This window comes from Microlunatus soli, from assembly GCF_900105385.1.
GTDB classification, from domain to species: domain Bacteria; phylum Actinomycetota; class Actinomycetes; order Propionibacteriales; family Propionibacteriaceae; genus Microlunatus; species Microlunatus soli.
The window spans coordinates 5,011,067-5,033,453 of the sequence record NZ_LT629772.1 but is presented as its reverse complement, the minus strand read 5'-3'; the positions used below and the strand labels follow the sequence as shown (position 1 = coordinate 5,033,453).

General features: G+C 67.2%; 20 protein-coding genes. 9 read left to right on the top strand and 11 right to left on the bottom strand.

Features of this window, described 5'->3' with window-relative positions; all coding sequences use genetic code 11:
• Positions 1-7: 7 nt before the first annotated feature.
• Together BLU38_RS23065 and BLU38_RS23060 are read right to left on the bottom strand one after the other, a co-directional pair.
• Positions 8-814, bottom strand: a complete 807-nt coding sequence (locus BLU38_RS23065) for a helix-turn-helix domain-containing protein (RefSeq protein WP_091527796.1) — start codon at positions 812-814, stop codon at positions 8-10.
• Positions 807-3,215: an FAD-dependent oxidoreductase gene (locus BLU38_RS23060; protein WP_091527794.1), complete on the bottom strand. Its 2,409-nt coding sequence runs from the start codon at positions 3,213-3,215 to the stop codon at positions 807-809. The genes BLU38_RS23065 and BLU38_RS23060 overlap by 8 nt, the downstream gene beginning before the upstream one ends.
• A gap of 110 nt (positions 3,216-3,325) precedes the next feature.
• Here BLU38_RS23060 and BLU38_RS23055 point away from each other — a divergent pair, with 110 nt between their 5' ends.
• Genes BLU38_RS23055 through BLU38_RS23045 form a run of 3 tightly spaced genes read left to right on the top strand, consistent with a single transcriptional unit; the run spans position 3,326 to position 6,668 of the window.
• On the top strand, positions 3,326-4,744 hold the full coding sequence (locus BLU38_RS23055; protein WP_091527793.1) for an MFS transporter: 1,419 nt from the start codon (positions 3,326-3,328) through the stop codon (positions 4,742-4,744).
• Positions 4,741-5,508: an ArsR/SmtB family transcription factor gene (locus tag BLU38_RS23050; protein WP_231919999.1), complete on the top strand. Its 768-nt coding sequence runs from the start codon at positions 4,741-4,743 to the stop codon at positions 5,506-5,508. The genes BLU38_RS23055 and BLU38_RS23050 overlap by 4 nt, the downstream gene beginning before the upstream one ends.
• 11 nt (positions 5,509-5,519) lie before the next feature.
• Complete coding sequence (locus BLU38_RS23045) at positions 5,520-6,668, top strand: winged helix DNA-binding domain-containing protein (RefSeq protein ID WP_091527790.1); 1,149 nt, start codon at positions 5,520-5,522, stop codon at positions 6,666-6,668.
• Here BLU38_RS23045 and BLU38_RS23040 read toward each other — a convergent pair whose 3' ends face one another.
• From BLU38_RS23040 to BLU38_RS23025, 4 genes are read right to left on the bottom strand one after another with little or no spacing between them, the layout of a single operon-like run.
• On the bottom strand, positions 6,669-8,027 hold the full coding sequence (locus BLU38_RS23040) for a sulfatase-like hydrolase/transferase (RefSeq protein ID WP_091527788.1): 1,359 nt from the start codon (positions 8,025-8,027) through the stop codon (positions 6,669-6,671).
• A 1-nt stretch (position 8,028) separates the two neighbouring features.
• On the bottom strand, positions 8,029-8,940 hold the full coding sequence (locus BLU38_RS23035) for a carbohydrate ABC transporter permease (RefSeq protein ID WP_091527786.1): 912 nt from the start codon (positions 8,938-8,940) through the stop codon (positions 8,029-8,031).
• Positions 8,937-9,944, bottom strand: a complete 1,008-nt coding sequence (locus BLU38_RS23030) for an ABC transporter permease (protein ID WP_091527784.1) — start codon at positions 9,942-9,944, stop codon at positions 8,937-8,939. Before BLU38_RS23030 ends, BLU38_RS23035 begins: the two co-directional genes overlap by 4 nt.
• Positions 9,931-11,550, bottom strand: a complete 1,620-nt coding sequence (locus BLU38_RS23025; protein ID WP_091527781.1) for an extracellular solute-binding protein — start codon at positions 11,548-11,550, stop codon at positions 9,931-9,933. The genes BLU38_RS23030 and BLU38_RS23025 overlap by 14 nt, the downstream gene beginning before the upstream one ends.
• A 154-nt stretch (positions 11,551-11,704) precedes the next feature.
• Here BLU38_RS23025 and BLU38_RS23020 point away from each other — a divergent pair, with 154 nt between their 5' ends.
• The gene (locus BLU38_RS23020; RefSeq protein ID WP_231919998.1) at positions 11,705-12,469 is read left to right on the top strand and encodes a FadR/GntR family transcriptional regulator; all 765 of its coding nucleotides are present in this window, start codon (positions 11,705-11,707) and stop codon (positions 12,467-12,469) included.
• A 16-nt stretch (positions 12,470-12,485) separates the two neighbouring features.
• On the opposite strand, the gene BLU38_RS23015 is transcribed toward BLU38_RS23020, so the two are convergent.
• Positions 12,486-13,460: an ArsR/SmtB family transcription factor gene (locus BLU38_RS23015; protein WP_091527779.1), complete on the bottom strand. Its 975-nt coding sequence runs from the start codon at positions 13,458-13,460 to the stop codon at positions 12,486-12,488.
• Positions 13,461-13,606: 146 nt separating this feature from the next.
• Between BLU38_RS23015 and BLU38_RS23010 the strand changes: the two genes are divergently transcribed.
• Both BLU38_RS23010 and BLU38_RS23005 read left to right on the top strand, forming a co-directional pair.
• Complete coding sequence (locus BLU38_RS23010) at positions 13,607-15,706, top strand: dihydrodipicolinate synthase family protein (protein WP_091527777.1); 2,100 nt, start codon at positions 13,607-13,609, stop codon at positions 15,704-15,706.
• Between the two features lie 58 nt (positions 15,707-15,764).
• Entirely contained in the window at positions 15,765-16,628 is an 864-nt protein-coding gene (locus tag BLU38_RS23005) for a sigma-70 family RNA polymerase sigma factor (protein ID WP_091527775.1), read from the top strand.
• On the opposite strand, the gene BLU38_RS23000 is transcribed toward BLU38_RS23005, so the two are convergent.
• Positions 16,629-17,075 (bottom strand): carboxymuconolactone decarboxylase family protein, encoded by a 447-nt coding sequence (locus BLU38_RS23000; RefSeq protein ID WP_091527772.1) that lies wholly within the window; start codon positions 17,073-17,075, stop codon positions 16,629-16,631.
• A gap of 107 nt (positions 17,076-17,182) precedes the next feature.
• On the opposite strand from BLU38_RS23000, the gene galE reads away from it, so the two are divergent.
• Together galE and BLU38_RS22990 are read left to right on the top strand one after the other, a co-directional pair.
• Complete coding sequence (gene galE / locus BLU38_RS22995) at positions 17,183-18,184, top strand: UDP-glucose 4-epimerase GalE (protein ID WP_091527769.1); 1,002 nt, start codon at positions 17,183-17,185, stop codon at positions 18,182-18,184.
• Between the two features lie 2 nt (positions 18,185-18,186).
• Complete coding sequence (locus tag BLU38_RS22990) at positions 18,187-18,690, top strand: GNAT family N-acetyltransferase (RefSeq protein ID WP_091527767.1); 504 nt, start codon at positions 18,187-18,189, stop codon at positions 18,688-18,690.
• Between the two features lie 39 nt (positions 18,691-18,729).
• Here the strand turns inward: BLU38_RS22990 and BLU38_RS22985 are convergent, their stop codons facing one another.
• Positions 18,730-19,077 (bottom strand): hypothetical protein, encoded by a 348-nt coding sequence (locus tag BLU38_RS22985; RefSeq protein WP_091527764.1) that lies wholly within the window; start codon positions 19,075-19,077, stop codon positions 18,730-18,732.
• Positions 19,078-19,300: 223 nt separating this feature from the next.
• Here BLU38_RS22985 and BLU38_RS22980 point away from each other — a divergent pair, with 223 nt between their 5' ends.
• Positions 19,301-19,924 (top strand): peptide deformylase, encoded by a 624-nt coding sequence (locus tag BLU38_RS22980; protein ID WP_091527761.1) that lies wholly within the window; start codon positions 19,301-19,303, stop codon positions 19,922-19,924.
• A gap of 65 nt (positions 19,925-19,989) precedes the next feature.
• On the opposite strand, the gene BLU38_RS22975 is transcribed toward BLU38_RS22980, so the two are convergent.
• Together BLU38_RS22975 and BLU38_RS22970 are read right to left on the bottom strand one after the other, a co-directional pair.
• Positions 19,990-20,976 (bottom strand): arginase family protein, encoded by a 987-nt coding sequence (locus BLU38_RS22975; protein WP_091527759.1) that lies wholly within the window; start codon positions 20,974-20,976, stop codon positions 19,990-19,992.
• On the bottom strand, positions 20,973-22,304 hold the full coding sequence (locus BLU38_RS22970) for an MFS transporter (protein ID WP_091527756.1): 1,332 nt from the start codon (positions 22,302-22,304) through the stop codon (positions 20,973-20,975). Before BLU38_RS22970 ends, BLU38_RS22975 begins: the two co-directional genes overlap by 4 nt.
• Between the last annotated feature and the right edge of the window lie 83 nt (positions 22,305-22,387).

Below are 22,387 nucleotides of genomic sequence, written 5' to 3'. Positions count from 1 at the left end.
GGGCTGATCAGCCTGTCTCGTCCGGTTCGACGAAGCTGCGTTCGATCCGTCGCCGGGCCTGATGCAGCAGCACCGTGAGTCGTTCCGGGGACAGCCGGCCGTCGTCGACCAGGGCGAGCGCCACCGGATGCGGTTCGGGTGTCTCGATCGCGATCGCGCCGCCGGTCAGCTGGGGTTCGTACCAGCCCTTCAGGATGATCACGTCGTCGACCAGCAGCCCTCGGGCGGCCTGCAGGGTCGCTTCCTCGGTCGCCGGTGCGACGCCAGGTCGCCCGCCCCAGCCGTGCCGGCGACGGGATGCGGCGAGGATCGCTCGGGCATCGGCGTCATCGAGGTCGACCAACAGGCGCAGGGCGGGGCTGGAGATGTTCAGCGGGAAGCCGCCGGACCAGTAGTAGTTCAACGGTTCGCCGCCGCTGCGGGCCCGGAGCAGGTAGATCATCTCGTCGCGCCAGAGCATGCACATCGAGACGCCGATCTGCGGATGCTCGGCGATCAACTCCTCGAACACCTTCCGCGGCCGACGCAGCAGCGGCATCCTCGTCGTGGCCGACGCCAGCGCGAGGACACCGTAGTCGGGAACGAAGCGCCCGGCGTCGTTCTTACGGACGTGTCCGGCCTCGGAGAGGGTCGCCAGGATCCGTGACACCGAGCTCTGGTGCAGGCCGACCCGCCTGGCGATCTCGGTCGCCGTCATCGGCGCCCCCTCGTCGACCAACATCCGCAGGATGTGCAGCCCGCGTGCCAGGGCTTGGCTGCCGGTGGTTGCCGGGACCGCTGCGGACTGGTCCTCGGCCGCGACCGGCTCAGCCATCGCCGTCCCGTTCCGGTCCGGCGGAGCGAAGGATCCGGCTGTCGGGATCGGCGTAGCAGCGGACGGCCATGATCGCGGCCGGCGCGTTCCCGTTGACGGCCTGCACGGTGATCACCACCTCCGACAGCAGCGTCGGCTGATCCAGCACCAGGGTGTAGGCGGACTGGTGATGATCATGGACCGCGCCGAGCACGCGTCCGTCGCCGAGGACGGTGAAGTCCCGGACGCACTGCGGCATCGGTGACTCGGGCTGGGTGTAGAGGACCGACTCCATCGCATGATCGAAATCGGTGTCGAACCGCAACTCGATCCGACCGATCCGCTGTGGACTCGGCCAGGTCAGTCGCAGCGTCGGGAGTTCGTCGTCGAGTGCTGCGATCCAGGCGTTGGTCCGGTCGGTCGGCCGGTCGAGTCCGTTGAGCACCGATGCTGCCGGTCCGGGCACGATCGGCGGGTCGAGGGTGAGAGCGAGATTGCGGCCCGCCGGCCGCCGGACCGGCGTCCAGAACTCCAGGCCCGGCCAGCCGATCGAGGGATCGGCCAGCTGGTCCTTGCTGTGCTGCAGCGGGATCAGCCCGGTGATGATCGTTTCCGTCGTGTGGACGCTCACCGCGTCGTTGGCCAGCAGGCAGAGCACGGTGTACGCGTCCTCGGTCAGCTCGGCGTCGAAGTCGAGTTTGATCAGTTGATCATCGCCGGGATCGAGCGGCACCCGGCAGTGGCCGAGGACTACGTCGGGTGTGTAGTCATCGGCGCGGGCGCCGCGCCGCAGTTCGGCCCGCAGCTCGGTCGCGGCGGTCACGTCGACCCGCAGCAGGACCTGCGGAACCGGCCCGGCCGGCAGCGGCAACAGTTGGCCGCGGTCGGTATCCAACCCGACCGGTCCCGATGCCGCGAGTGCCCCGAGGGAGAGTTCGGAGGAGGCACTGGCCGTCGCGGTCCGAGCAAGATCATCGGGATCGTCCAGCGATCGCTGCGGGATGTGCTGACCGGCGCGCAGCAAGGCCCGCTGCAGCTCCGCCATCGCCGTCGGGTCGAGCAACTCCGCAGGCCGTCTGCCGTCCCGCAGGCAGAGCGCGGCCGCCAGCGCCACGGCCTGAGCACCGTGTGCCGAGGTCGCCATCACCCTGGTCGAACCGAAGGCGACGTGGCTGGCGCTGATGATCCGGCCGGCGAAGAACAGATTCTGCACGTCCTTGCTGACCAGGCAGCGGTACGGGATCTGGTAGGTGCCGCGGGAGTGCAGGTGGGTGGAGCCGGGCTTCTCGCTGAACACGCCGTCGGCGGGATGCAGATCGATCGACCAGCCGCCGAATGCGACCGCATCGTCATGCTGAGCCTGATCGATGACGTCACTCTGCCGCAGCCGGTAGAGACCGTCGAAGCGGCGACTCTCCCGCTTGCCGGGGATGGTGCCCACCCACTCCAGGGTCAGGTTCTCCGCATCGGGGAACTCACCGGAATTCTTCAGGTGGTCCCAGACCCCGTAGACGACCTGCCAGAGCTTCCATTTGATCGTCTCGGTCTCGTGCACCGTGTCCAGCCGACCGCCCCACTCGATCCACCACAGCCGGCAGCCGTCCTCCTTGGTGTTGAAGCTGCGGGCTCGCGGGATGTCGCTCAGGTCGGACAGAGCGTAGGACGGCGCGACGAACTTCACCGGATGACCGACATCCTTGGTGTAGAAGTACATCGAGTGGCCCAGCAGGTCGCCGAACTCCTCGCTCGGAGCGAACAGTTCGCCGTACTCCGCTGACGCCTCGGCGCCCATCCGGAAACCGGCGCCGGCCAGGAACGCCAGCGCGCCGTCACCACTGGAGTCGAGGAACAGGTCGGCGCTGACCTCGTAACGGGTGGAGTTCTGGCTGCAGAACGCGGCCACCGCCCCGATCGCCCGCTCCTTCATCGTGACCTCGGTCAGCGCGGTGTTCAGCAACAGCCTGATATTGGGCTCCTGCACGACCTTCTCCAGCAGGATGGTGTCGAAGATCAACGGGTTGCCGTCGGGATTGCGGTAGGTGTTCTCGACCAGGATCTCGTCGACCACGCCACCTTCGCGGGCAAACCGATTGTTGTTGGTCATGTGGGCGGTCGCGCCGAGTACCCACAGCCGGACCTCGGAGGAGGAGTTGCCGCCGAGCACCGGACGATCCTGCACCAACACCACCTCGACGCCGGCCCGAGCAGCCGTGATCGCAGCACAAGTGCCTGCCAGACCACCGCCGACGATGGCCAGGCCGGCGGTGAGCTGCTCGGTCCGGTAGCTGCGGGAGCCGGTTGCCGGCTCCACCAGCAGCCGCGGGCGTCCCGGGTCCGAAACGTCGGTAGCTGGGGCGTCGATGGCGGGTGAGTCGGTGCCGGACGACTGAGATGCTGTCGACCGTCGTTGGTCAGTGCGCATGCAGGCAGTATGGCCATGCACATTATGCATAGTCAACCCTTCGATTCGGCATCGACTGTGCCCCGCTCGATTCGTCGGCCGACGAATCATTCCCGGTGCAGGCTGGCGCCATGCCGTACGACGCCACACCAGCAGCAGCCGAGGACGGGACCTCGATGGAGCCCGGGGGCCCGCCGGCCACCGGGGTGCTCCGGTCGACCGCACTGATCGCCCTGTCCCTCACCTTCGGGCTGGTGCAGTTCGACGCCACGGTCGTCAACGTCGCGTTGCCGACCCTGCGCCGCGACCTGGGCGGCAGCATCGGAGCCGCGCAGTGGGTGGTCGACGGCTACGCCGTACCGTTCGCGGCCTGCATGCTGGCCGCCGGCGCCTGGGGCGACCGCATCGGCCACCGGCGCAGCTGCCTGATCGGCTTCGGCCTCTTCGGACTGTCCTCGCTACTCTCCGGGCTGGCCGCCGGGTGGCAGTTGTTGATCATCGGCCGAGTACTGCAGGGGGTCGCAGCGGCGATCATGCTGCCACCGTCACTGGCGATGATCGGCCGACTCTATCCCGAGCGCCGGTCCCGTTCGCGGGCCCTGGGGATCTGGGGCGGGGTGGCGACCTCGGGCTTTGCCGCCGGTCCGATCGTCGGCGGTCTGTTGATCACACACGCCGGCTGGCCGGCGATCTTCTTGATCAACATCCCGATCGTGATCTTGGTCGGTGCGGCGATCGCGATCACCGCACCGCCGGACCGGCCTCGGCCGCGTCGACTCGATCCGGTCGGCACACTGCTCGGCACCGGAAGCCTTGCAGCGTTGGCCGGAGCCATCATCGAAAGCGGTCAGGGACGGCCGGCTGTCGGTCTCGGGCTGCTCGTCCTGGCGGTGATCACCGCCACCGGCTTCGTCGCCGTCGAACGCCGCAGCGCCGGTCCGACGATGCCGCCCGGCTTGTTCCGGCCAGCCGGGTTCCGTTGGGCGATCGTCACCGGCTTCGGCTTCAACTTCGCGATGTACGGCGCATTGTTGTGCGTATCGCTGGTGCTGCAGAGCGACTTCGGCTTCTCCGCCTTGGACGGCGGCCTGGCGGTGCTGCCGATGGCGCTGGTGGTGAGCATCGGGGCGACCGGCAGCGGCTTCCTCGCCGCCCGCCTCGGCCCGCGCCGACCGATGCTCGCCGGCTTCGGGCTCGCCGCCGCCGGCAGCGTCGTGATCGCGCTCGGCACCTGGCAGCGCTCACCGGTGTTGATCATCACCGGGCTGACCGTGATCGGCCTGTGTTCCCTGGCGATGCCGGCGATGACGTCGGTCGCGTTGAATGCAGCACCGGCGGATCATGCCGGGCTGGCCGGTGGCGCTCTGAACACTGCTCGACAACTCGGCGGCGCGATCGGTGTCGCGGTCCTCGGTGCGTTGCTGAATGCAGGCGGTCCCCGCGACGGCGCGACGGTTGCGCTGTTGGTGGGGACAATGGTGTGCGGGCTCGCCGTCGTCAGTGCGGTCCGGGCCACCACCGACGACGAATCCGCAGGGAGGGCACGATGATGACCGGCGACGCTGACCTGTCCCGGATCGGTGAACTCCTCGCCGATCGCGCCCGGAGCAGGATCCTGCTGGCCCTCAGTTCCGGACGCGAGCTGTCGGCCAGTCTGTTGGCCACCGAGGCCGGAGTCAGTCGGTCGACGGCCAGCGCCCACCTGCGCAGACTCACCGAGGGCGGACTGATCACCGTCCGCGCCGACGGACGGAACCGACATTTCCGGCTGGCCGGTCCGCAGGTGGCCGACATCCTGGAGCGGCTGACCCAACTCTCCCCTGCCGAGCCGATCACCTCCTTGCGATCCAGCACCCGCGCCGGCCAACTGCGCCTGGCCCGCACCTGCTACGACCACATCGCCGGCCGGGTCGGCGTCGGCATCATGCGCAGCATGCTGGATCGCGGTCTGATCGTCGGTGGCGACGGGACCTTCGACCGGCAGCACGCCGAGGCCGATCATCCGGCCGGGTCCGGTCAGGACATCGACTACGAACTCACCGCCGACGGGCGACGGTTCCTTGATCGACTTCGGATCACGTTGCCCGGCGGACGCCGCCGGCTGGTGCGCTACTGCGTCGACTGGACCGAGACCCGTCATCACTTGGCCGGCCAACTGGGACGCGGCATCCGGGACCGGTTCCTGGACGCCGGCTGGCTCGAACCACGCGACACCCATCGTGCGCTGCGCCTCACCGGCAGCGGGACGACCGTCCTCCGCACCGAATTCGGCCTGGACCTGCTCTCCGCACCCGACAGCGGTCGGGAACACTAGGGTTGTCGATCATGAAACTGACTCGGGAGCGGCTGGCTGGGATCACGCTGGGGCGGCAGTTCCCGACGATCCGAGGGCGAGGACGGGCAGCGGTCCGGGAGCTGTTCGATCGGGTCGGACCGATCCAGTCGCAGGTGCCACGGGCGCCGTTCCTGACTGCGGCCGCGCGGCTGCCCGGAGTGAGCTACGCGACCGTACGGGATGGGTTCGTCGACGGCGATCTGATCAAGACCACCAATCTCCGCGGCACCGTGCACACCAGTCGGCCGGCGCCGTTCGGTGCACTGGACGCGGTCTCCCGTCAGGCCCGGGCGGTCGATCTGCGGCGAGTCCTCGGGCTCACCGACGCGGGGCTGACCGTTCCGGATCTGATCACCGAGATCGAGGCATTCTGCACCGGTAACTGGCGGCCCCGCGCCGAGCTGACTGAGCAGATCTTCGGCTGGCTGGCCGACCGTGGAGCGTCCGTCCGACCGGGCGCCAGTTCCAGCCAGGCCGGCAATCTGATCTGGGGCCACAGTGGTCTGCTGCGACGGCCTCGTGATGACCACTGGGAACGACGCATCGACACCCTGCATCGGACCGCGATTGATGTCGTCGGACCGGAACTCGCGCCGCGTTCCGCTGAGCAGGCGATGATCGAGTTGGTCCGGGTCCACCTGTCCGCCTACGGCCCGGCCACCCGCCGGGACATCGCCTGGTGGGCCGGCAGTGCGTTGACACCGGTGGACCGCGCACTGGCGAGCATGACCGACGAGCTGGTTCGGCATCCGGTGTCGAACGGTGAGGACCTGATCGACCTGGCCGAGCTGCCGCAGCGTCGGGGCAGCGACCCAGGCCTCCGGCTGTTGCCCGAGTTCGACGGACTGCTGCTCGGCTATGCACCGGCCAACCGGGACCGCTTCATCGACCGCGAGCACCTGGACCGGATCTGGACCCGGGCCAACGGGATGTTCCTGCCGATGATCCTGCTGGACGGCCGGATCGTCGGCGGCTGGCGGACGATGCCCGGTCGCCCCTCCGCCGACACCGTGATCGAGTTGCGCCCCTTCACCGCCGGTTCGGGCCTGACCGCCGAACGCGCCTCCGAACAGATCACGGCCGCGGCCACCGCGCTCGATCTCACCGTCACCGACGTCCGGATCCTGCCGCCGGGGTGATCATCGTCGGGCGACGACGGTCCGCTCGGCCTGGTCCGCCCGGGCCCGTCGGTCGACCTCGTCGATGTCGATGATCATCGCCAATTCGGTCTGCAGCCGGTCCAACACCTCGGCGTAGGCAGCATCTCCGGCCAGGTCGGTCAGCTCCTCCGGATCATCGACGAGGTCGAAGAGTTGCGGCGATCGGCCCGCGTAGGCACACAGTTTGTAGCAACCGGAGCGCAGCATGAAGCCGCCGGTGAGCTGGCCCTGGGCGTGATACTCCGCGAAGACCGGGACCGGGGACAACGGACCCAGCAGGCTCCGCCCCGGCAGCTCCGGGTCGCCGGGCAGTCCGGCGAGATCACGAAGCGTCGGCAGTAGGTCGACGGTGCTGACCGGGGTGGACTCCCGTCGTCCCGCGCCATCGGGCGATCGGCCGTCGCGGATGATCATGGGCACCCGGACCGCCGGTTCGTAGAAGCACTGTTTCTGCCAGATCCCGTGCCGGCCCGCCATCTCACCATGATCACTGGTGTAGATCACGACCGTGGCGTCGGTCAGACCGGTGTTCTCCAGGGCAGCCAGCAGCAGCCCGATCTGATCGTCGAGGTGCGTGATCAACGCCCAGTAGGCGGCCGTTGCGGCACGCACCTGGTCCGCCGCGAGCGGCTCGTCGTTACGGAAGCTGTGTCGCAGTTGGGCAATCACCGGATGCTGCATTCGCACCGGAGTGTCCCATCCGGTCGGCAACGGTACCTGATCGGCGTCGTACAGATCGGCGTAGTCCGGCGGCACCACGAACGGGAAGTGGGGATGCATGTAGCCGACGTAGAGCAGGAACGGCGCCGCCCGCTGCCGACCCTGCAGGAAGTCGACCGCCGCCCGGGTGGTGGCCCGATCGCTGTCGGTGTGGTGATGTGGACCGACAGCGACCTCACTGACGTGGGAGTTGCTGCCCCGTTGCCAGTCCGCTGTCCGCGGCACCGGACGGCCACTGCTGGCCAGCCAGTCGGGATGATCATCGACCAGTCGCCCATCGAACCCGACCAGCCGGTCGTCGCCGTTGACGTGCGTTCGCCCGTCCAGCACGCTCCGGTAGCCGGCCGGCCGGAGATGATCACCCCAGGTCGGGAATTCCGGCGACGGACTGACCTCGTTGTCCCAGGCGCCGATCCGGTGCACGTAACGACCGGTCAGCATCGACAGCCGGGACGGCACACACATCGGGCTGGTGCAGTAGGCGTTGTCGAAGGTGACCCCCGATCGGCTGAGTCGGTCCAGCTGCGGTGTCCGGACCTGGGGGTGTCCGGCAAATCCTGCTGCATCGGCGGCGTGCTCGTCGGAGAGGATCACCACGATGTTCGGCGGGCCGTCCATCTCAGCCCTTCACCGCCCCGGTCAGCACACCCTTGGCGAAATGCCTTTGCAGCAAGGGGTAGACGATCAGGATCGGCACGATCGAGATGACCAGGATGGCCATCCTGATCGCCGGCTGTGGTGGCAGTTGCTCGGTCGCCAGCTCCGCGCTGCCCAGCGCGGTGTCGTTGACCACATAGGTGCGCAGCACCAGCTGCAGTGGCCAGAGTCGGGAGTCATTGAGGTAGAGCAGGGCATTGAAGAACGCGTTCCAGTAGCCCACCGCGTAGAACAGACCGACGACGGCCAGCACCGCCTTGGACAGTGGGAGCATGATCCGTCCGAAGATCTGCAACTCCCCTGCCCCGTCCACCCGGGCGCTCTCGGTGATCTCGGCCGGCACCCCGGTGAAGAAGGCCCGCAGCACCACCACGTTGAAGGCGTTCACCATGGTCGGGATGATCAGGGCCCAGAGGCTGTCCAGCAGTCCGGCCTGTTTGACGACCAGATAGGTCGGGATGATGCCCGGCGAGAACAGCATGCTGACCAGCACGATGATCAGGATCGGTCGGCCGGCGACGAACTGCCGACGGGACAACGCGTAGGCCAGCAGGCAGGAGACGGTCAGGCTCAGCACGGTGCCGACCACGGTGACCAGAACACTGACGATCAGGGCACGCGTCACCACGCCGCCGGCAAAGATCGACTCGTACGCCGTCAGCGTTACCGCTCGTGGCCAGAGCACCAGCCCACCGGATGCAGAGATCTGTTCGGCCGGAGCAATCGATGTGGCGAGCACACCGATGAACGGGAAGATCACCAGTAGGCAGGCGATCGCGAGCACGACTCCCTTGCCGATCCGCACCGGCCAAGGTGGTGCCTGTCGCAGGGACCGGGGCCGCCCCGGTCGTCGGGACAGCGCTTGAGTCGTCATCGCTGGTACACCCCTTCCTCACCGAAGATGTGGGCGATCTTGTTCGCGGTCAGCACCAGTACCACGCCGACGATCCCCTTGACCAGACCGACGGCGGCCGACGCTCCCCAGTCACCGGCGATGATGCCGTTGTTGTACACATAGGTGTCCAACACCTCCGAGACGTCCCGGCCGACCGCCTGCTGCTGCAGGATGATCTGCTCGAAGCCGACGGTCAGGGAGTCACCGAGCCGGAGGATGAAGAGCAAGATGATGATCGGTTTCAGCCCGGGCAGCGTGACGTGCCAGAGCTGTCGGGTGCGGCCGGCCCCGTCGACGCTGGCTGCTTCGTAGAGCTGTGCGTCGATCTGGGACAATGCCGCCAGGAACAGGATGGTCGCCCAGCCGGTGTCCTTCCAGATCACCTGCGAGGTCAGCAGGATCCGGAAGGTGTCGGGGTTGCCGATGATGCTCAGGGTGTCGAGATCATGCGCCCGGAGGAAATTGTTCAGTAGCCCGCTGCCGCCGAGCACGGACTGGAACAGGGCGACCACCATCACCCAGGACAGGAAGTGCGGCAGGTAGAGCACACTCTGCACGATCCGCTTGATCGACTCCGACAGCAGCGAGTTGAGCAGCAGGGCCAGCAGGATCGGCGCCGGAAAGACAAACACCGATTGCAGCGCTGTCAGGATCAGTGTGTTCTTCAGGGCGTTCAGGAACTGGGAATCGCCGCCGAAGATCACCGCAAAGTTGTCCAGTCCGGACCAGTCACTGCCGGCGATGCCGAGGAACGGCTGATAATCCTTGAAGGCGATGACGTTGCCCAGCAGCGGCAGGTAGTGGAAACCGATGATCACCGCCAACCCTGGTAGGCAGAACAAGATCAACACCCGATCCCGCCAGAGCTTGGACCAGACGCCGCGACGGCGGGCCGCGGTGGGCCGGCTCGCCGCGGGCGACGCTGTGACCGGGTCGTGATCGGGAGCCGAGGACCGCTCAACAGATCGGCTAGCCAGCGACATCGGCGTGGGCCTTCTGCAGCTCGGCGCGGATCCTTTCACCACCGCCGGCCAGCCAGTCCTGTACACCCTGTTTCCAGGCCGACACCGGTTTCCGGCCGGCGATGATCTGGGTCTGCAGGTCGTTCAGGGTGCCGTCGATCGTCGGCCCCGTCTTCGACATCGTCTCCGAGTACAGCCCGTACGACTCGTCGCGGACCAGTCGCGGCTTGACCGAACGCTGGCGCTGCTGCTGCTTCTTCGGCACCTCGGGCTTGCCGGCCAGGTAGAGCGCCATCCGGGAGTCGCAGATGTACTGCAATCCGATCCCGGTCTCCAGGACTCCCTTGGCGTTGGGGACCGGATCGCTGCCCTGCAAGGAAAAATCGGTGCCCGGCACGCCGTACTTGCGAAACAGGTATTCCTCGGTGCCGAACGGTGCGGCCATCCAGTCGGCCAACGCCAGCAGGGTGTCGATCTTGTGGTCGGATCCCTGGGTGAAGGCGGTCAGATTGTTCAGCGCAGCACCCATCCACGGCGTACCGTCGCCGCCGTCGAAGCCCGGTACGTCGAGCATGTTGACCTCGAATCCCTTCACCGAGGTGTTGTCGGCGTAGAACTGGTTCCAGGCGACGTAGGAGTCGTAGACGAAGCTGACGATCCCGCCGCCGAACCACTCCTTCTGTGCGCTGGCACCGGAGGTCAGGGCGTCGGGATTGATCAGATTGTCGGCGTACATCGTGCGCACCGCCTCCAACGCCTGCGGCACCTTGTCGGACTCGTTGGCGTGGGTGAAGGTGCCGCCCTTCTCGGTCCAGCCCGGCCCGATCCCCAGCATCTGCTTGACGTAGTTCGTCGGCGGCACTGCCCAGGACCAGCGGTTCCGTTTGGTGTCGGTCATCTCCACGCAGATGTCGCGGAAGGCGGCGAAGTCCTTCGGCGCCGGATCGGTGATGCCGTGTTCGGCCAGCAGATCCTCCCGGTACAGCGGTCCGGACGTACGCGACATCAACCGCACCACCGGCACTCCGTAGATCGCGCCGTTGAAGACACAGCCGCGCCATGCCTCGGTCGGGAGGTTGGCCAGATTCGGATACTTCTTGATCGCGTCCCCGCTGAGTTGCTCGGTCAGGTCGACACACTTGGCCTTGACCAGCGCCGGTAGCTGCGGCGTGGTGGTAGGGATGTTCAGGATGTCGGGAAGATCATCTCCGGCGATCCTGGTCGCGAACTTCTTCGGGTACTCGTCGTTGGAGGACATGCTGATCTGCAGCTCGCTGCCGAGCCGATCGTTGAGCTGCTGCCAGAACGCGTTCTTGTCCACCGACGGCGGGATGGCGCCGGGGATGTTGGTCATGAAGGTGATCGGTTTGCCGTCACCCATGGTGCCCTGCACCGACCGTCGGGGATCGGCGGGATAGGACAGGAATCCGTCCAGGATCACATCGTCGCCGGGCAGATCCGGCTTGACCGTCGACAACGGCCGATAGCTCGGCAACGTCACCTTGGCGTTGGCCACCGCCTGGTCGGACTTGCTGCTGGAACATCCGGTGAGGCCGCCGAGGCCGGCCACCGCCGCGATCGAGACACTGCCGGCGAGTGCGGTCCGGCGACTGAATGCATACGACATGAAAGACCATCTCCCTCGATGGAACGACGCCGACCTGTCGGTCTGCCTCGGCAGCATGACATAGTACGTCCTATGTCATCAACCCTTCGCCGTCGCAATTCGTCCGGCCCGGCAGCGCCAGCAGCACGGCGTCCGGTGTGCTAGAGGTGTCCCTGTGAGTCCACCGCCCGACAGTAAGCAGACCGCCGCAGAAACGGCCGAGACCTCCACCACCCGGAGCCGTCCGCGGACGGCGCTGGACAACCAGAACTTCATCAAGAAGCAGGTCAAGTCCCTGATCCTGACCGGCGATCTCGGGCCCGGCGACCCACTGCCCACCGAGCAACAGTTGATGAACCAGCTGGGTGTCGGCAGGCATCCGCTGCGGGAGGCGATGAAGGCGCTGGAAGCCGTCGGCATCGTCGAGATCAGACATGGTCACGGCACCTACGTCGGGACCCTCTCGCTGCGATCACTCGAGGACGGGCTCGCCTTCCGGATGACCCAGTCGATGGCCGGCGACCTCCGTGACGTCCGCGACGTGCTCGACGTCCGCGAAGCCCTCGAGGTCGGCCTGGCCGACCAGGTGATCGCGCATTATCGGGGCACCGGCTACGAGCGGCTCGCCGAGATCGTCGACACGATGGAGCAGATGGCCGCCCGGGGGCAGACCTTCGCCGAGCAGGATCTGGACTTCCACCGCACCCTGTACGCACCGTTGGACAACCGGCTGATCATCGACCTGCTGAGCGTCTTCTGGCGCACCTTCGCCGAGGTCAACGAGCGACTACCCGGTGATCATTACACGCCGGCCGACGCCGCCCGCTGGCATCGCAATCTGCTGGAAGCGATCAAGAAGAACTCGGCCGCTGACTTCACCCGCGCGATGAAAGATCATTTCACCGGCATCCGGGTCCGCTTCGACGCCACCGAGACGTGATCTCGGGCCGACGCTGTCAGTCCTGCGCACTGACCAGGGAACGCGCCAGCGCGGTCTGACTGTAGAGCACCGAACGACCTTGCCTGTTACTTTCCAGCAGGCCGCTGTCGCGCAGCAGTGTCAGGTGCTCGTTGACCGACCCGAGGCTCTGACCGAGCTCGCGGGCGAGCTGAGTTGTGTTGATCGGCAGGTCTGCTCGACGCAGGATCTCGGCCCTCGTCCGGCCGAGCAACAACGCCAGTTGATCACCGCCCAGCCTGGGCGCAGAATGCAATCCCTCCCAGGTCGTCGCCACTCCCTGGGCGCCGTAGATCAGCCCGAACCTGCCACGTTCGCCGTCCTGGATGATCAGGTTCGGCCAACCGAAGATCGACGGGGTCAACGTCATCGCCGAGGCGTGCAGCGTCTCCGGAGGCAGATGAGGTTTGTCGACGCGCATCGTCCCGTGCTCGACCGTGATCTCCGGGTGCACCCCCTCCAGCAACCGATACAGCCCGGCACCGGACAAGGCGACGCTGCGACGGCGGATGTCGGCCTCGAGGACGGCGAGCATCCGCGGCCAGACGTCACGCAGGACCCGTTCCCAATACTCGGCGAACCGGTCGGCCAGCCGGGCCGGCCCGTCGGAACCGGCGTCCACCAGGTCGCGGAGCCGCGGCGGCAACTGTGCACCCCAGACGAACCCCAGGTCGGCGGCCAGTATCGCCGGTTCGACCTTCACCAGATCGTCCAACTGGTCCTCGATCCGGGTCCGCGAGATCGGGGCCGGCGAGAGCAGGCAGTCGGCGAACCGCGGCCCCGGCGGGACGGCCGCCAACAACAGGGGTAGATCGAGGTCGGCGAGTCGATCACGCACCCTCGAGCGCCAGCGTGCGTGGATCGCGTCGTGCCGACGGCCGAGTTGGTGCAGACTCAAGGCCGCCTCGGCCAGTGGCGAGATCGTGAAGTAGGTCTGCCCGAGGACCTGCGGATCAAGAATGAAGTCGAGCACTCCGGTCCCCTTCCGACCCCCGATATTCGCTGCTCAGGATCCCACGACCCGGAGCAGGTGTCATCGGCATTGGCACGCGACGAGATTCCGTCGACGACGGGCGTCGTCCATTGTGGCCACCCGGGCGGCATGACATAGTACGTCCCATGTCATCGCCTCCGTTTGATCCCGCCGGCACCGACTACAACACCTTCCGGATCCCTGCCCTGCTGGCGATCCCGGCGCCCGGCGCCGGCGCCGATCCGCTGCTGCTGGCCTTCTGCGAGGGCCGGATCGAGTCCTCAGCCGATCACGGTCCGATCGAGCTGGTGTTGCGCCGGTCCGTGGACGGCGGACGGAGTTGGCAGCCGTTGCAGGTCGTGTGCCGGGTCGAGGCGAAGACCTGCGGCAATCCGGTGCCGATCCTCGACCCTGCCTCCGGTGACGTCGTGTTGGTCAGCACCCAGAACGGAGCCGGCACCCGGGAGTCGGCGATCGTCCAGGGCGCGGCCGATCCCGGGGACGCGCGCCGGGTCTATGTCCAGCGCAGCCCCGACCTCGGCCTGACCTGGACCGACCCGGTGGAGATCACCGACCAGGTCAGCCGACCGGACTGGGGCTGGTACGCGACCGGCCCCTGCCACGGCATCGCCCTGCAGCACGGCGCCCATCGCGGCCGCCTGGTGGTGCCGGCCAACCATTCGATCATCCCGGCCGACGGCGTCGTTCCCGACGACCGGGATGCGCTGTACGGCGGGCACTGCATCCTCAGCGACGACGGCGGACGCAGCTGGCGGATCGGCTTCGTCGCCGAGCATCAGGGTGATGCGATCAATCCCAACGAGACAACGGTTGCCGAGCTCGCCGACGGCCGGGTGATCTTCAACGCCCGCAACTACCACGGCACCCGCGGCCGCCGGGTGCAGGCCGTTTCGCAGGACGGCGGCGAGACCCTCGCCCACCGTTACACCGACTGCCGACGGGTCAGCGCCCCGGACATCCAGGGCAGTCTGATCAGCCCGGACGGTCGGCTGCTGCTGCTGAGCACGCCGGCCCGACAGTCCAGCCGCCAGGACCTGACGATCTTCGTCAGCGACGACGCATCGACCTGGCGCCGCGGTGCCATGATCAACTCCGGCTTCTCCGGCTACTCCGACCTCGCGCTGCTCGACCAGGATCGGGTCGCCGTCCTGTACGAGGCCGGCTCCGCGGCGTCGAATGAGGAGATCCGTTTCACCGTCCGGGCGACGGCCGATCTGATCACCGAAACCCCGAACGTCAACGAGGACGAAGAAGGTGATGCAGCGCAACGGATTCCGACGACCCCGCGGTTCGCCGGGGTGATCCCGCCCCTGGTCACGCCGCTGACCGACACCGGCGACCTCGACCACTCCTCGCTGAACCGGCTCGTTGATCATGTGTTCGACGGCGGGGCGAGTGGTGTCTTCGTGCTCGGCAGCACCGGCGAGGGCACCTCGTTCGGCGCGGGCCGACGAAGCGAACTGATCGGTGCGACCGTCCGGGCGGTCGCCGGCCGGGGACCTGTGCTGGTCGGCATCCTGGCACCGTCGACCGAGGCCGCGATCGAGCTCGCCACCGACGCGATCGCCGCCGGAGCCTCCGCGCTGGTGGCCACGGCTCCGTTCTACGTCGCGACGCACCCGGCCGAGATCGAACAGCATTTCCGGATGATCGCCGCCGCCATCGGCGATACTCCCCTGCTGGCGTACAACATCCCGTCCCGTTCCGGCACCAGAATCGCGCCGGAGCTGATGATCAAGCTGGCCGCCGACGGCGTGATCAGCGGGATCAAGGACTCCAGCGGATCCCTTCCCGACCTACGGCGATTGATCACCGGACGGACGGCGGCCGGCCTGACCGGGCTGTCGATCCTGACCGGTTCGGAGGTGACTGCGGACCTGTCGGTGCTGCTCGGCGTCGACGGCATCATCCCCGGGATCGCCAACGTCGACACCGCGATGTTCGTCACGATCATCGAGCAGGTCCGCAGCGGCAGGCTTGCCGAGGCACAGGCCGAGCAACAACGGGTGCTCGGCCTGTTCGAGATCCTTGGTGTCCCCGATCGCGGACGGATCAGCGCCAGCTCGTCCTCGATCGGCGCGGTCAAGGCGGCGCTGCGCTACCTCGGAGTGATCGATTCGGTCCGACCCGCACCGCCACTGATGCCTGTCGACGCCGAGGAGATCGCCCGGATCGGCAAACTTCTGGACGCCGTCGGGATCCGGCCGCGGAACGCCGACGACTGATCTTCCGCGGGGCCCAGTCTCGCTGTGCTGTCCGGCGCCACCGTGCGATCATCGGAGCATGACGGTCGTCGAGGTGCTCTCGGAGGAACGGCAGCGGCTGACCCGGATCGCCTACCGGATGCTCGGGTCCTGGAGCGATGCCGAAGATGTCATCGGTGACGTCGCCGTCGAGTCGATCCGTGGCGATCATGATCCGGACAATCCCGCCGGCTGGCTGACCACGATCACCATCCGCCGGTCGCTGGATCTGCTGCGTCGCCGGAAGCGGGAACGGCAGCACTACATCGGCCCCTGGCTGCCGGAGCCACGGATCGGCGACGACAGCACCGGTCCGGAGCGCGTCGCCGACCAACGCGCCGACCTGTCGATCGGCTTCCTCCGGCTGGCCGAATCGCTGACCCCGACCCAGCGAGCCGTGATCATCCTGCGATCCCTGGACTACTCCCACGACGAGATCAGTGCCCTGCTGGAGATCTCCGCAGCGGCCTCCCGGCAGCACGAGCACCGTGGCCGGCGACGGCTCGGCAGGACCTCCGACCCCACGGCACCCGACACCGACGATGATCAACAGCGGCTGACCCGCCGCTTGCTGGACAGCTTCCTGGTCGCAGCGGAGCACGGCGACAGCGCCGAGTTGATCAAGCTGCTACACGACGATGTCGTCTACTACTCCGACGGTGGTGGACGGGTCAAGGCAGCCCGCAACCCGATCATCGGGCCGGCCAAGATCGCCCGCTTCCTGGTCGGCATCGGCCGCCGCAACCGGTTGACCGCCGCCGGCATGATCACTGTCAACGACCGACCCGGCATCGAGATCACGTTGGCCGGAAATCGGCATCTGATCACCCTCGACGTCGAAGGTGATCAGATCATCGCGATCTACGACCTGTCCAACCCCGACAAGCTGCCGGCGGAAAGGTGATCAGCCGGCCAAGGCCGGCGGATTCGGCTCGGCCTGGGTGCTGACCATCAGCCGGTTCCACACGTTGATGGTCGCGATCGCGATCAACAAGTTGGCCAGCTCGGTCTCGTCGAAGACCTCCGCCGCAGCGTTCCACACGTCGTCGGGGACACCGCCGGGCAACAGCGTGACCTGCTCGGCAAGCTCCAGCGCAGCCCGTTCCCGGTCGCTGAACCAGCCGACCTCACGCCATGCCGCCACCGAGTTGATCTTGCGGAACGGCACGCCGCTCTCCAGCATCTGGCTGCCGTGCATGTCGACGCAGAACGCACACCCGTTGAGCTGGGAGGACCGGAGCTTGATCAGGTGATAGATCTCCGACTCGACATGTTCGGAGGAGAATTTCTCCAGTCCGTACACCGCCCGGTAACCCTCGGCAGAGGTCTTGCTCAGATTGAGACGAGGCATTCGTCTTTCCTTCCGGTTCGTTTGAGCACTCCATCGGATTCGTCGAACTGTCGGACCCGGGCGTGACGGGTCCGCGTGTGGTGTCGGTCACCCGATAAGTTGGTGCCATGACTGTTCTGGTGACCGGCGGCGCCGGCTATATCGGTGCCCATGTCGTTCGGCTGCTGCGGGATCGGGGCGACGATGTCGTGGTCGTGGACGACCTGAGCAGCGGTGTCGCGGCCAACGTCGGCGACACCCCCTTGATGGAGCTCGACCTGTCCGTGCCCGAGGTGGTCGAGCCGCTGGAGAAGTTGATCGATGAGTACGGCGTGCAGTCGGTGATCCACATCGCCGCCAAGAAGCAGGTCGGCGAATCGGCCGAGCGACCTGCCTGGTACTACCTGCAGAACGTCGGTGGCATGGCCAACCTGCTGCTGGCGATGCAGCATGCCGGCGTGGACAAGCTGATGTTCTCCTCTTCCGCCGCCACCTACGGCAATCCCGACGTTCCGGCCGGATCGTTGATGCGGGAGGACGGCCCGAGCACACCGATCAGCCCGTACGGGGAGACCAAGCTGGTCTGCGAATGGCTGATGCGCGATGCTGCGGCAGCCTGGGGACTGCGGGGCGTCGGGCTGCGCTACTTCAACGTCGCCGGGGCCGGCTGGCCGGAGCTCGGCGACCCGACCGCGTTCAACCTGATCCCGATCGCATTGCGAGCGCTGACCAGCGGCAAGCAGCCGGTCATCTACGGCAACGACTATCCCACCGCGGACGGGACCTGCATCCGCGACTACATCCATGTGCTGGATCTTGCCGAGGCCCATCTCGCCGCGCTGGACCACCTGAGTCAGGACGACCGCCCGCACGATGTCTTCAACGTCGGCACCGGCACCGGGTCGTCGGTCAGCGAGGTGCTGGCCCAGATCGGCCGTTCGACCGGCTACGCCGTCGAGCCGACCATCGGTGACCGCCGGCCCGGCGACCCGGCGAACCTGGTCGCGGACTCCTCTCGGATCCGCGACACCCTCGGGTGGTCGGCGACCCGTGATCTTGCCGCGATGGTCGACTCGGCCTGGCAGGCCTGGGAACCGACCCATGGCACACCCGAGGTGCCGCCGCACTGATCATGCCCGACGCGACATCGGTGATCCCGGTGACCCCGGAGGTCCGACTTCGCCCGGTCGGTCCGTCGGACCTGCACGACGACCTGCTGCACGAGCTGTTGGTTTGGTATCGGGATCGTGACACCGTCCGGATGGTCGACGGTCCCGGCGCCGAGCTGTACGACCTGGGCAGGCTGAAGGCGATGGTTCGGTACCTGAGCGAGCACGGCGAGCTCTACCTGATCGAACGGTTGACCGCCGATCAACGGTGGGCCCCGATCGGCGACGCCGGCCTGCAGACCCGGGCGATGCCGATCGTGTTGGCGCCGGCCCATCGCGGCGGCGGCATCGGCCGGGCCGTGATCGGCGCATTGATCGAGCGGGCCCGCGCATTGGGTTGGCCCTCGGTCGAAGTCAGTGAGATCTTCCACGACAATCTGGCATCTCGCCGGGCCTACGAATCGGCGGGGTTCATGATCGTCGGCGAAACCGAGCACGGTCACAGCTATCGACTCCCGCTGGCCTGATCCGCCGCTGGGGCCGCGCAGGTCTGCTGTCAGCCTCGGTCAGCAGCCGGAACGGGCCGGCCGCAGCGGCAGCTCGGCGCCGGTCAACGAGTGCAGCACCGGACCGCTGCTGCCGTCATGATCCACGAATCCGACCCGCAGGAACGGATTGGCGACATTGGCGCCGTGCGGCGGGCTGGCCAGCCAGCCGTCGCCGACCGCGCGTGAGATGGCAGGAGCATCGGAGACGAAGCGTCCGCAGACATCAGGTCGCAGCACCGTGATCGATGACGAGACCACGAAATAGCCGACCAGGAGCACGGCTGCCGCGCCGACCGCCAGTGCGGCACGCAGCGATGGATGTCGGCCATGCTGCTGCAGCACGGCACCACCGTTCACGACGGCCATATGCGCTCACCCCTCCGATCAACGTTGATCCGAGCGGCCAGAGTAGCCCCCGTTCGGCCGAGCTGCCAACGGGACGGGAAAATTCGGCGCAACCCCCGCCTGCGGCTTCCCGATCTGCGGCAGATCGCCACTGGAATGGCAAATATCCCCGCCTGGAGGCCCCGACGGCACCCAACGAACACCGGACGACACGCGCGGGCCGTCGACCCATTATTCTCGCCCCGTGGACACCGCAACGATCACCGATCGGATCAGGGAACTGCTGCAGCAGCCGGAGCGCCCGCCGATCACGCGGGCCGGTGATCCGGTGCTGCGCCGGCGGGCCGCCGATGTCCCGGAGGACCTGGATCGCGGGCTGCTCGGCGAGCTGTTGGCCATGATGCGGGAGGTGATGATCGCCGCGCCGGGTGTCGGGTTGGCGGCACCGCAGATCGGTCTCGGACTGCGGCTGGCCGTCCTGGAGGATGCCGCCGAGGTCCCGGCCGAGATCGGCTCCGTCCGCGACCGCCGGCCACTGCCGTACACGGTGATCATCAATCCGCGCTACCGCCAGGTCGGTCACGACATGGCCACCTGGTACGAGGGTTGTCTGTCGGTTCCCGGCTATCAGGCCGCGACCGAACGGGCCGTGACCATCGAGTTGGTCTGCCGGGACGAGGACTTCGCACCGGTCTGTGAACGCTTCACCGGCTGGCAGGCCCGGATCGTGCAACACGAGACCGACCACACCGAGGGCACCCTGTATCTGGATCGAGCAATCATCCGTTCGCTGACCACTGATGATCAATATCTGCGACACTGGTCCGGCCCGGACCTCGACCCGGCGCGCGCCGGACTCGGCTACTGACTCGTACTTCCCTTACCAGCAAGGACAACTCGGCCCGCTGCCCCACGGGCCGGCGTCGGACGCGGCTACTGCGCCGTTCTGCCCTTGCGAGCAAGGTAAGCAGGCTGCTCGACGACCCGACCGATCGTCTCCACCGCCAGTTGCGCCCCCAACAACGACGTGTTGTTGGAACGCACGTCGAGCATCGGATTGATCTCCACCACGTCCAGACCGACGACGTCGGCATGTCGAGCGATGGCGAACAGCATCTGCCGCATCTCCTCGAACCGGAAGCCTTCCGGTTCGGCCGACGCACAGCCCGGCACCAGGGGCAGGTCGAGGACGTCGATATCGATGCTGACGTAGACCTTTCCACCGGCCGGCAGATGCCGCAGGATGCCGTCGACTCCTTGATCACGAAAGCCGTTCACGGTGACCACGTCGTTGCCGCGGTCGAGCGATTCCTGCAGCGCGGCCTTGCTGGTCCGGATGCTGCGGGTGCCGACCTGCACCATCTGTCGGACATGGGGCAGCTTGCCGATCTTGAGCATCGGACTACCGTTGGCGTATTCCACACCGTGGACGAACGGCCGATAGTCCAGATGCGCATCGAAATGCACCACCGACACGGGTTCCTCGTAGGCCCGCACGACGCCGTAGCTGACGGCATGATCACCACCGAAGACGACCGGGATGGCACCGGCCTGCAGGATGTCGGAAGTGGCGTCGCTGATGTTGGCGAACGTCCCCGCCGGGTTGGTGTAGAGGATGTCGACATCGCCGCAGTCGACGATCCGTTCGTTGCGGCGTTCGTATTGCAGGTAATGCTTGTCGGTGTCGATGTCGTAGATCCCGGCGGCCTGTTGGACCGCGCCGTATTCGGCGAAACGGACCGACATCTCCCGGACCACCCGCGGCGCCATCCGGGCACCCGGATACCAGGGCGACCCCTCGTCACTGGGGATCCCGAGGAACGCGATGTCGGCGTCCAGGTTCTTCAGATCGGTCCGGATCGGCGACCTCAGGAAGGTCGGGATGCCGACGAAGGGCAGGTTGAGTCGATCTTCGTTCATGAAGCGGCGGGTTCCTTTCGGTCCATGGGTCGGATCGGTCCGACCACGATGAGGTAGACGACGCAGCCGGCGACGGCGACGAAGGCGGCCGAGGCCAGGCCCCAGCCGAAGCTGCCGGTGAGGCCGTACAGGGCGCCGATGACGGCGGGGCTGGCGATCCCGGCGAGGTTGGCGATGCCGTTCTGGAAACCCTGGATCGAGCCGGCCATCGACGCGCCCGACGTCGGCGCCACGTCGGCCGGCAGCGCGACGATCGACGACGTGGCGAAGGTGACGCAGCCGAACGAGAACGACAGCAGCACCAGGGCGAGCACGGCGCTGGGCACCAAGCCGACGAATCCGATCACCGCCGAGCCGAGCATGCCGGCGATGATGCAACTCTTGCGGGCGACGGTGACGCTGTGGCCACGTCGCACCAGCGCATCGGAAACCCATCCACCAAGGAAGTTGCCCAGGAAGGCGACGAAACCCGGCACGGTCCCCCAAATCCCCAACTCCAGCAGCGAGAAGTGCCGCTCCTCGACCAGGTAGGACGGAAACCAGGTGATGAAGAAGTAGATCACGTAGCTCTGGCAGCCGAAGCCGATCGCCATTCCCCACACCGTCCGGTTGGTGAACAGGTCACGCCAACGCACGGCCGGCCGATCATGATCGACTTCTTGCTGGTCCGGGTCGACGCGGGCACCACCGGCCTTGATGTAGGCGAGCTCGGCCTCGGAGATCCAGCGGTGCTTGATCGGACTGTGATAGGCCCACAACCAGATGATCACCCAGACCAGCCCCAGGCTGCCGGTGACGATGAAGGACCCCTTCCAGCCGAGCGCCGCGATCAGGGCGGTCACGATCGGGATCGACAGCAGGGTGCCTCCCCGGGCGCCACTGTCGTAGATCCCCGAGGCGATGCCACGTTCCCTGCGAGGGAACCACTCCTCGACCATCTTGGTCGCTGCCGGAAACGCACCGGCCTCGCCGACGCCGAGCAGCAGCCGCAGCCCGAACAGCGATCCGAAGCCACGCGCCAGCACGGTGGCCGCGGTGAAGATCGACCACCACGCAACGGCGGCAGCGAACATCGTCCGGGCGCCGAGCCGGTCGACCAGCCAGCCCAGCGGCAGCTGGCACAGCGCATAGGTCCAGAAGAAGGCGCCGAGCACGAGCCCGGAGGCAGCCGGATCGAGGCCCAGATCCTTGTCCATATAGGGCAACGCGACCGACAGGTTGGCCCGGTCGATGTAGTTGATCGCGATCGCGGCGAACGCCAGGCCGATCAGGATCCAGCGGACTCTGCCGCGACGAGGAACGGGTGGTGAGATCTCGGGCCGACTCATGGACGATTCCTTTCGTTGCCCGGCCGGACGGTCGGTGCGGCCTCCGGTCCGCGTCATGGTTGTGGCTCGACCCTCGTTTGTCA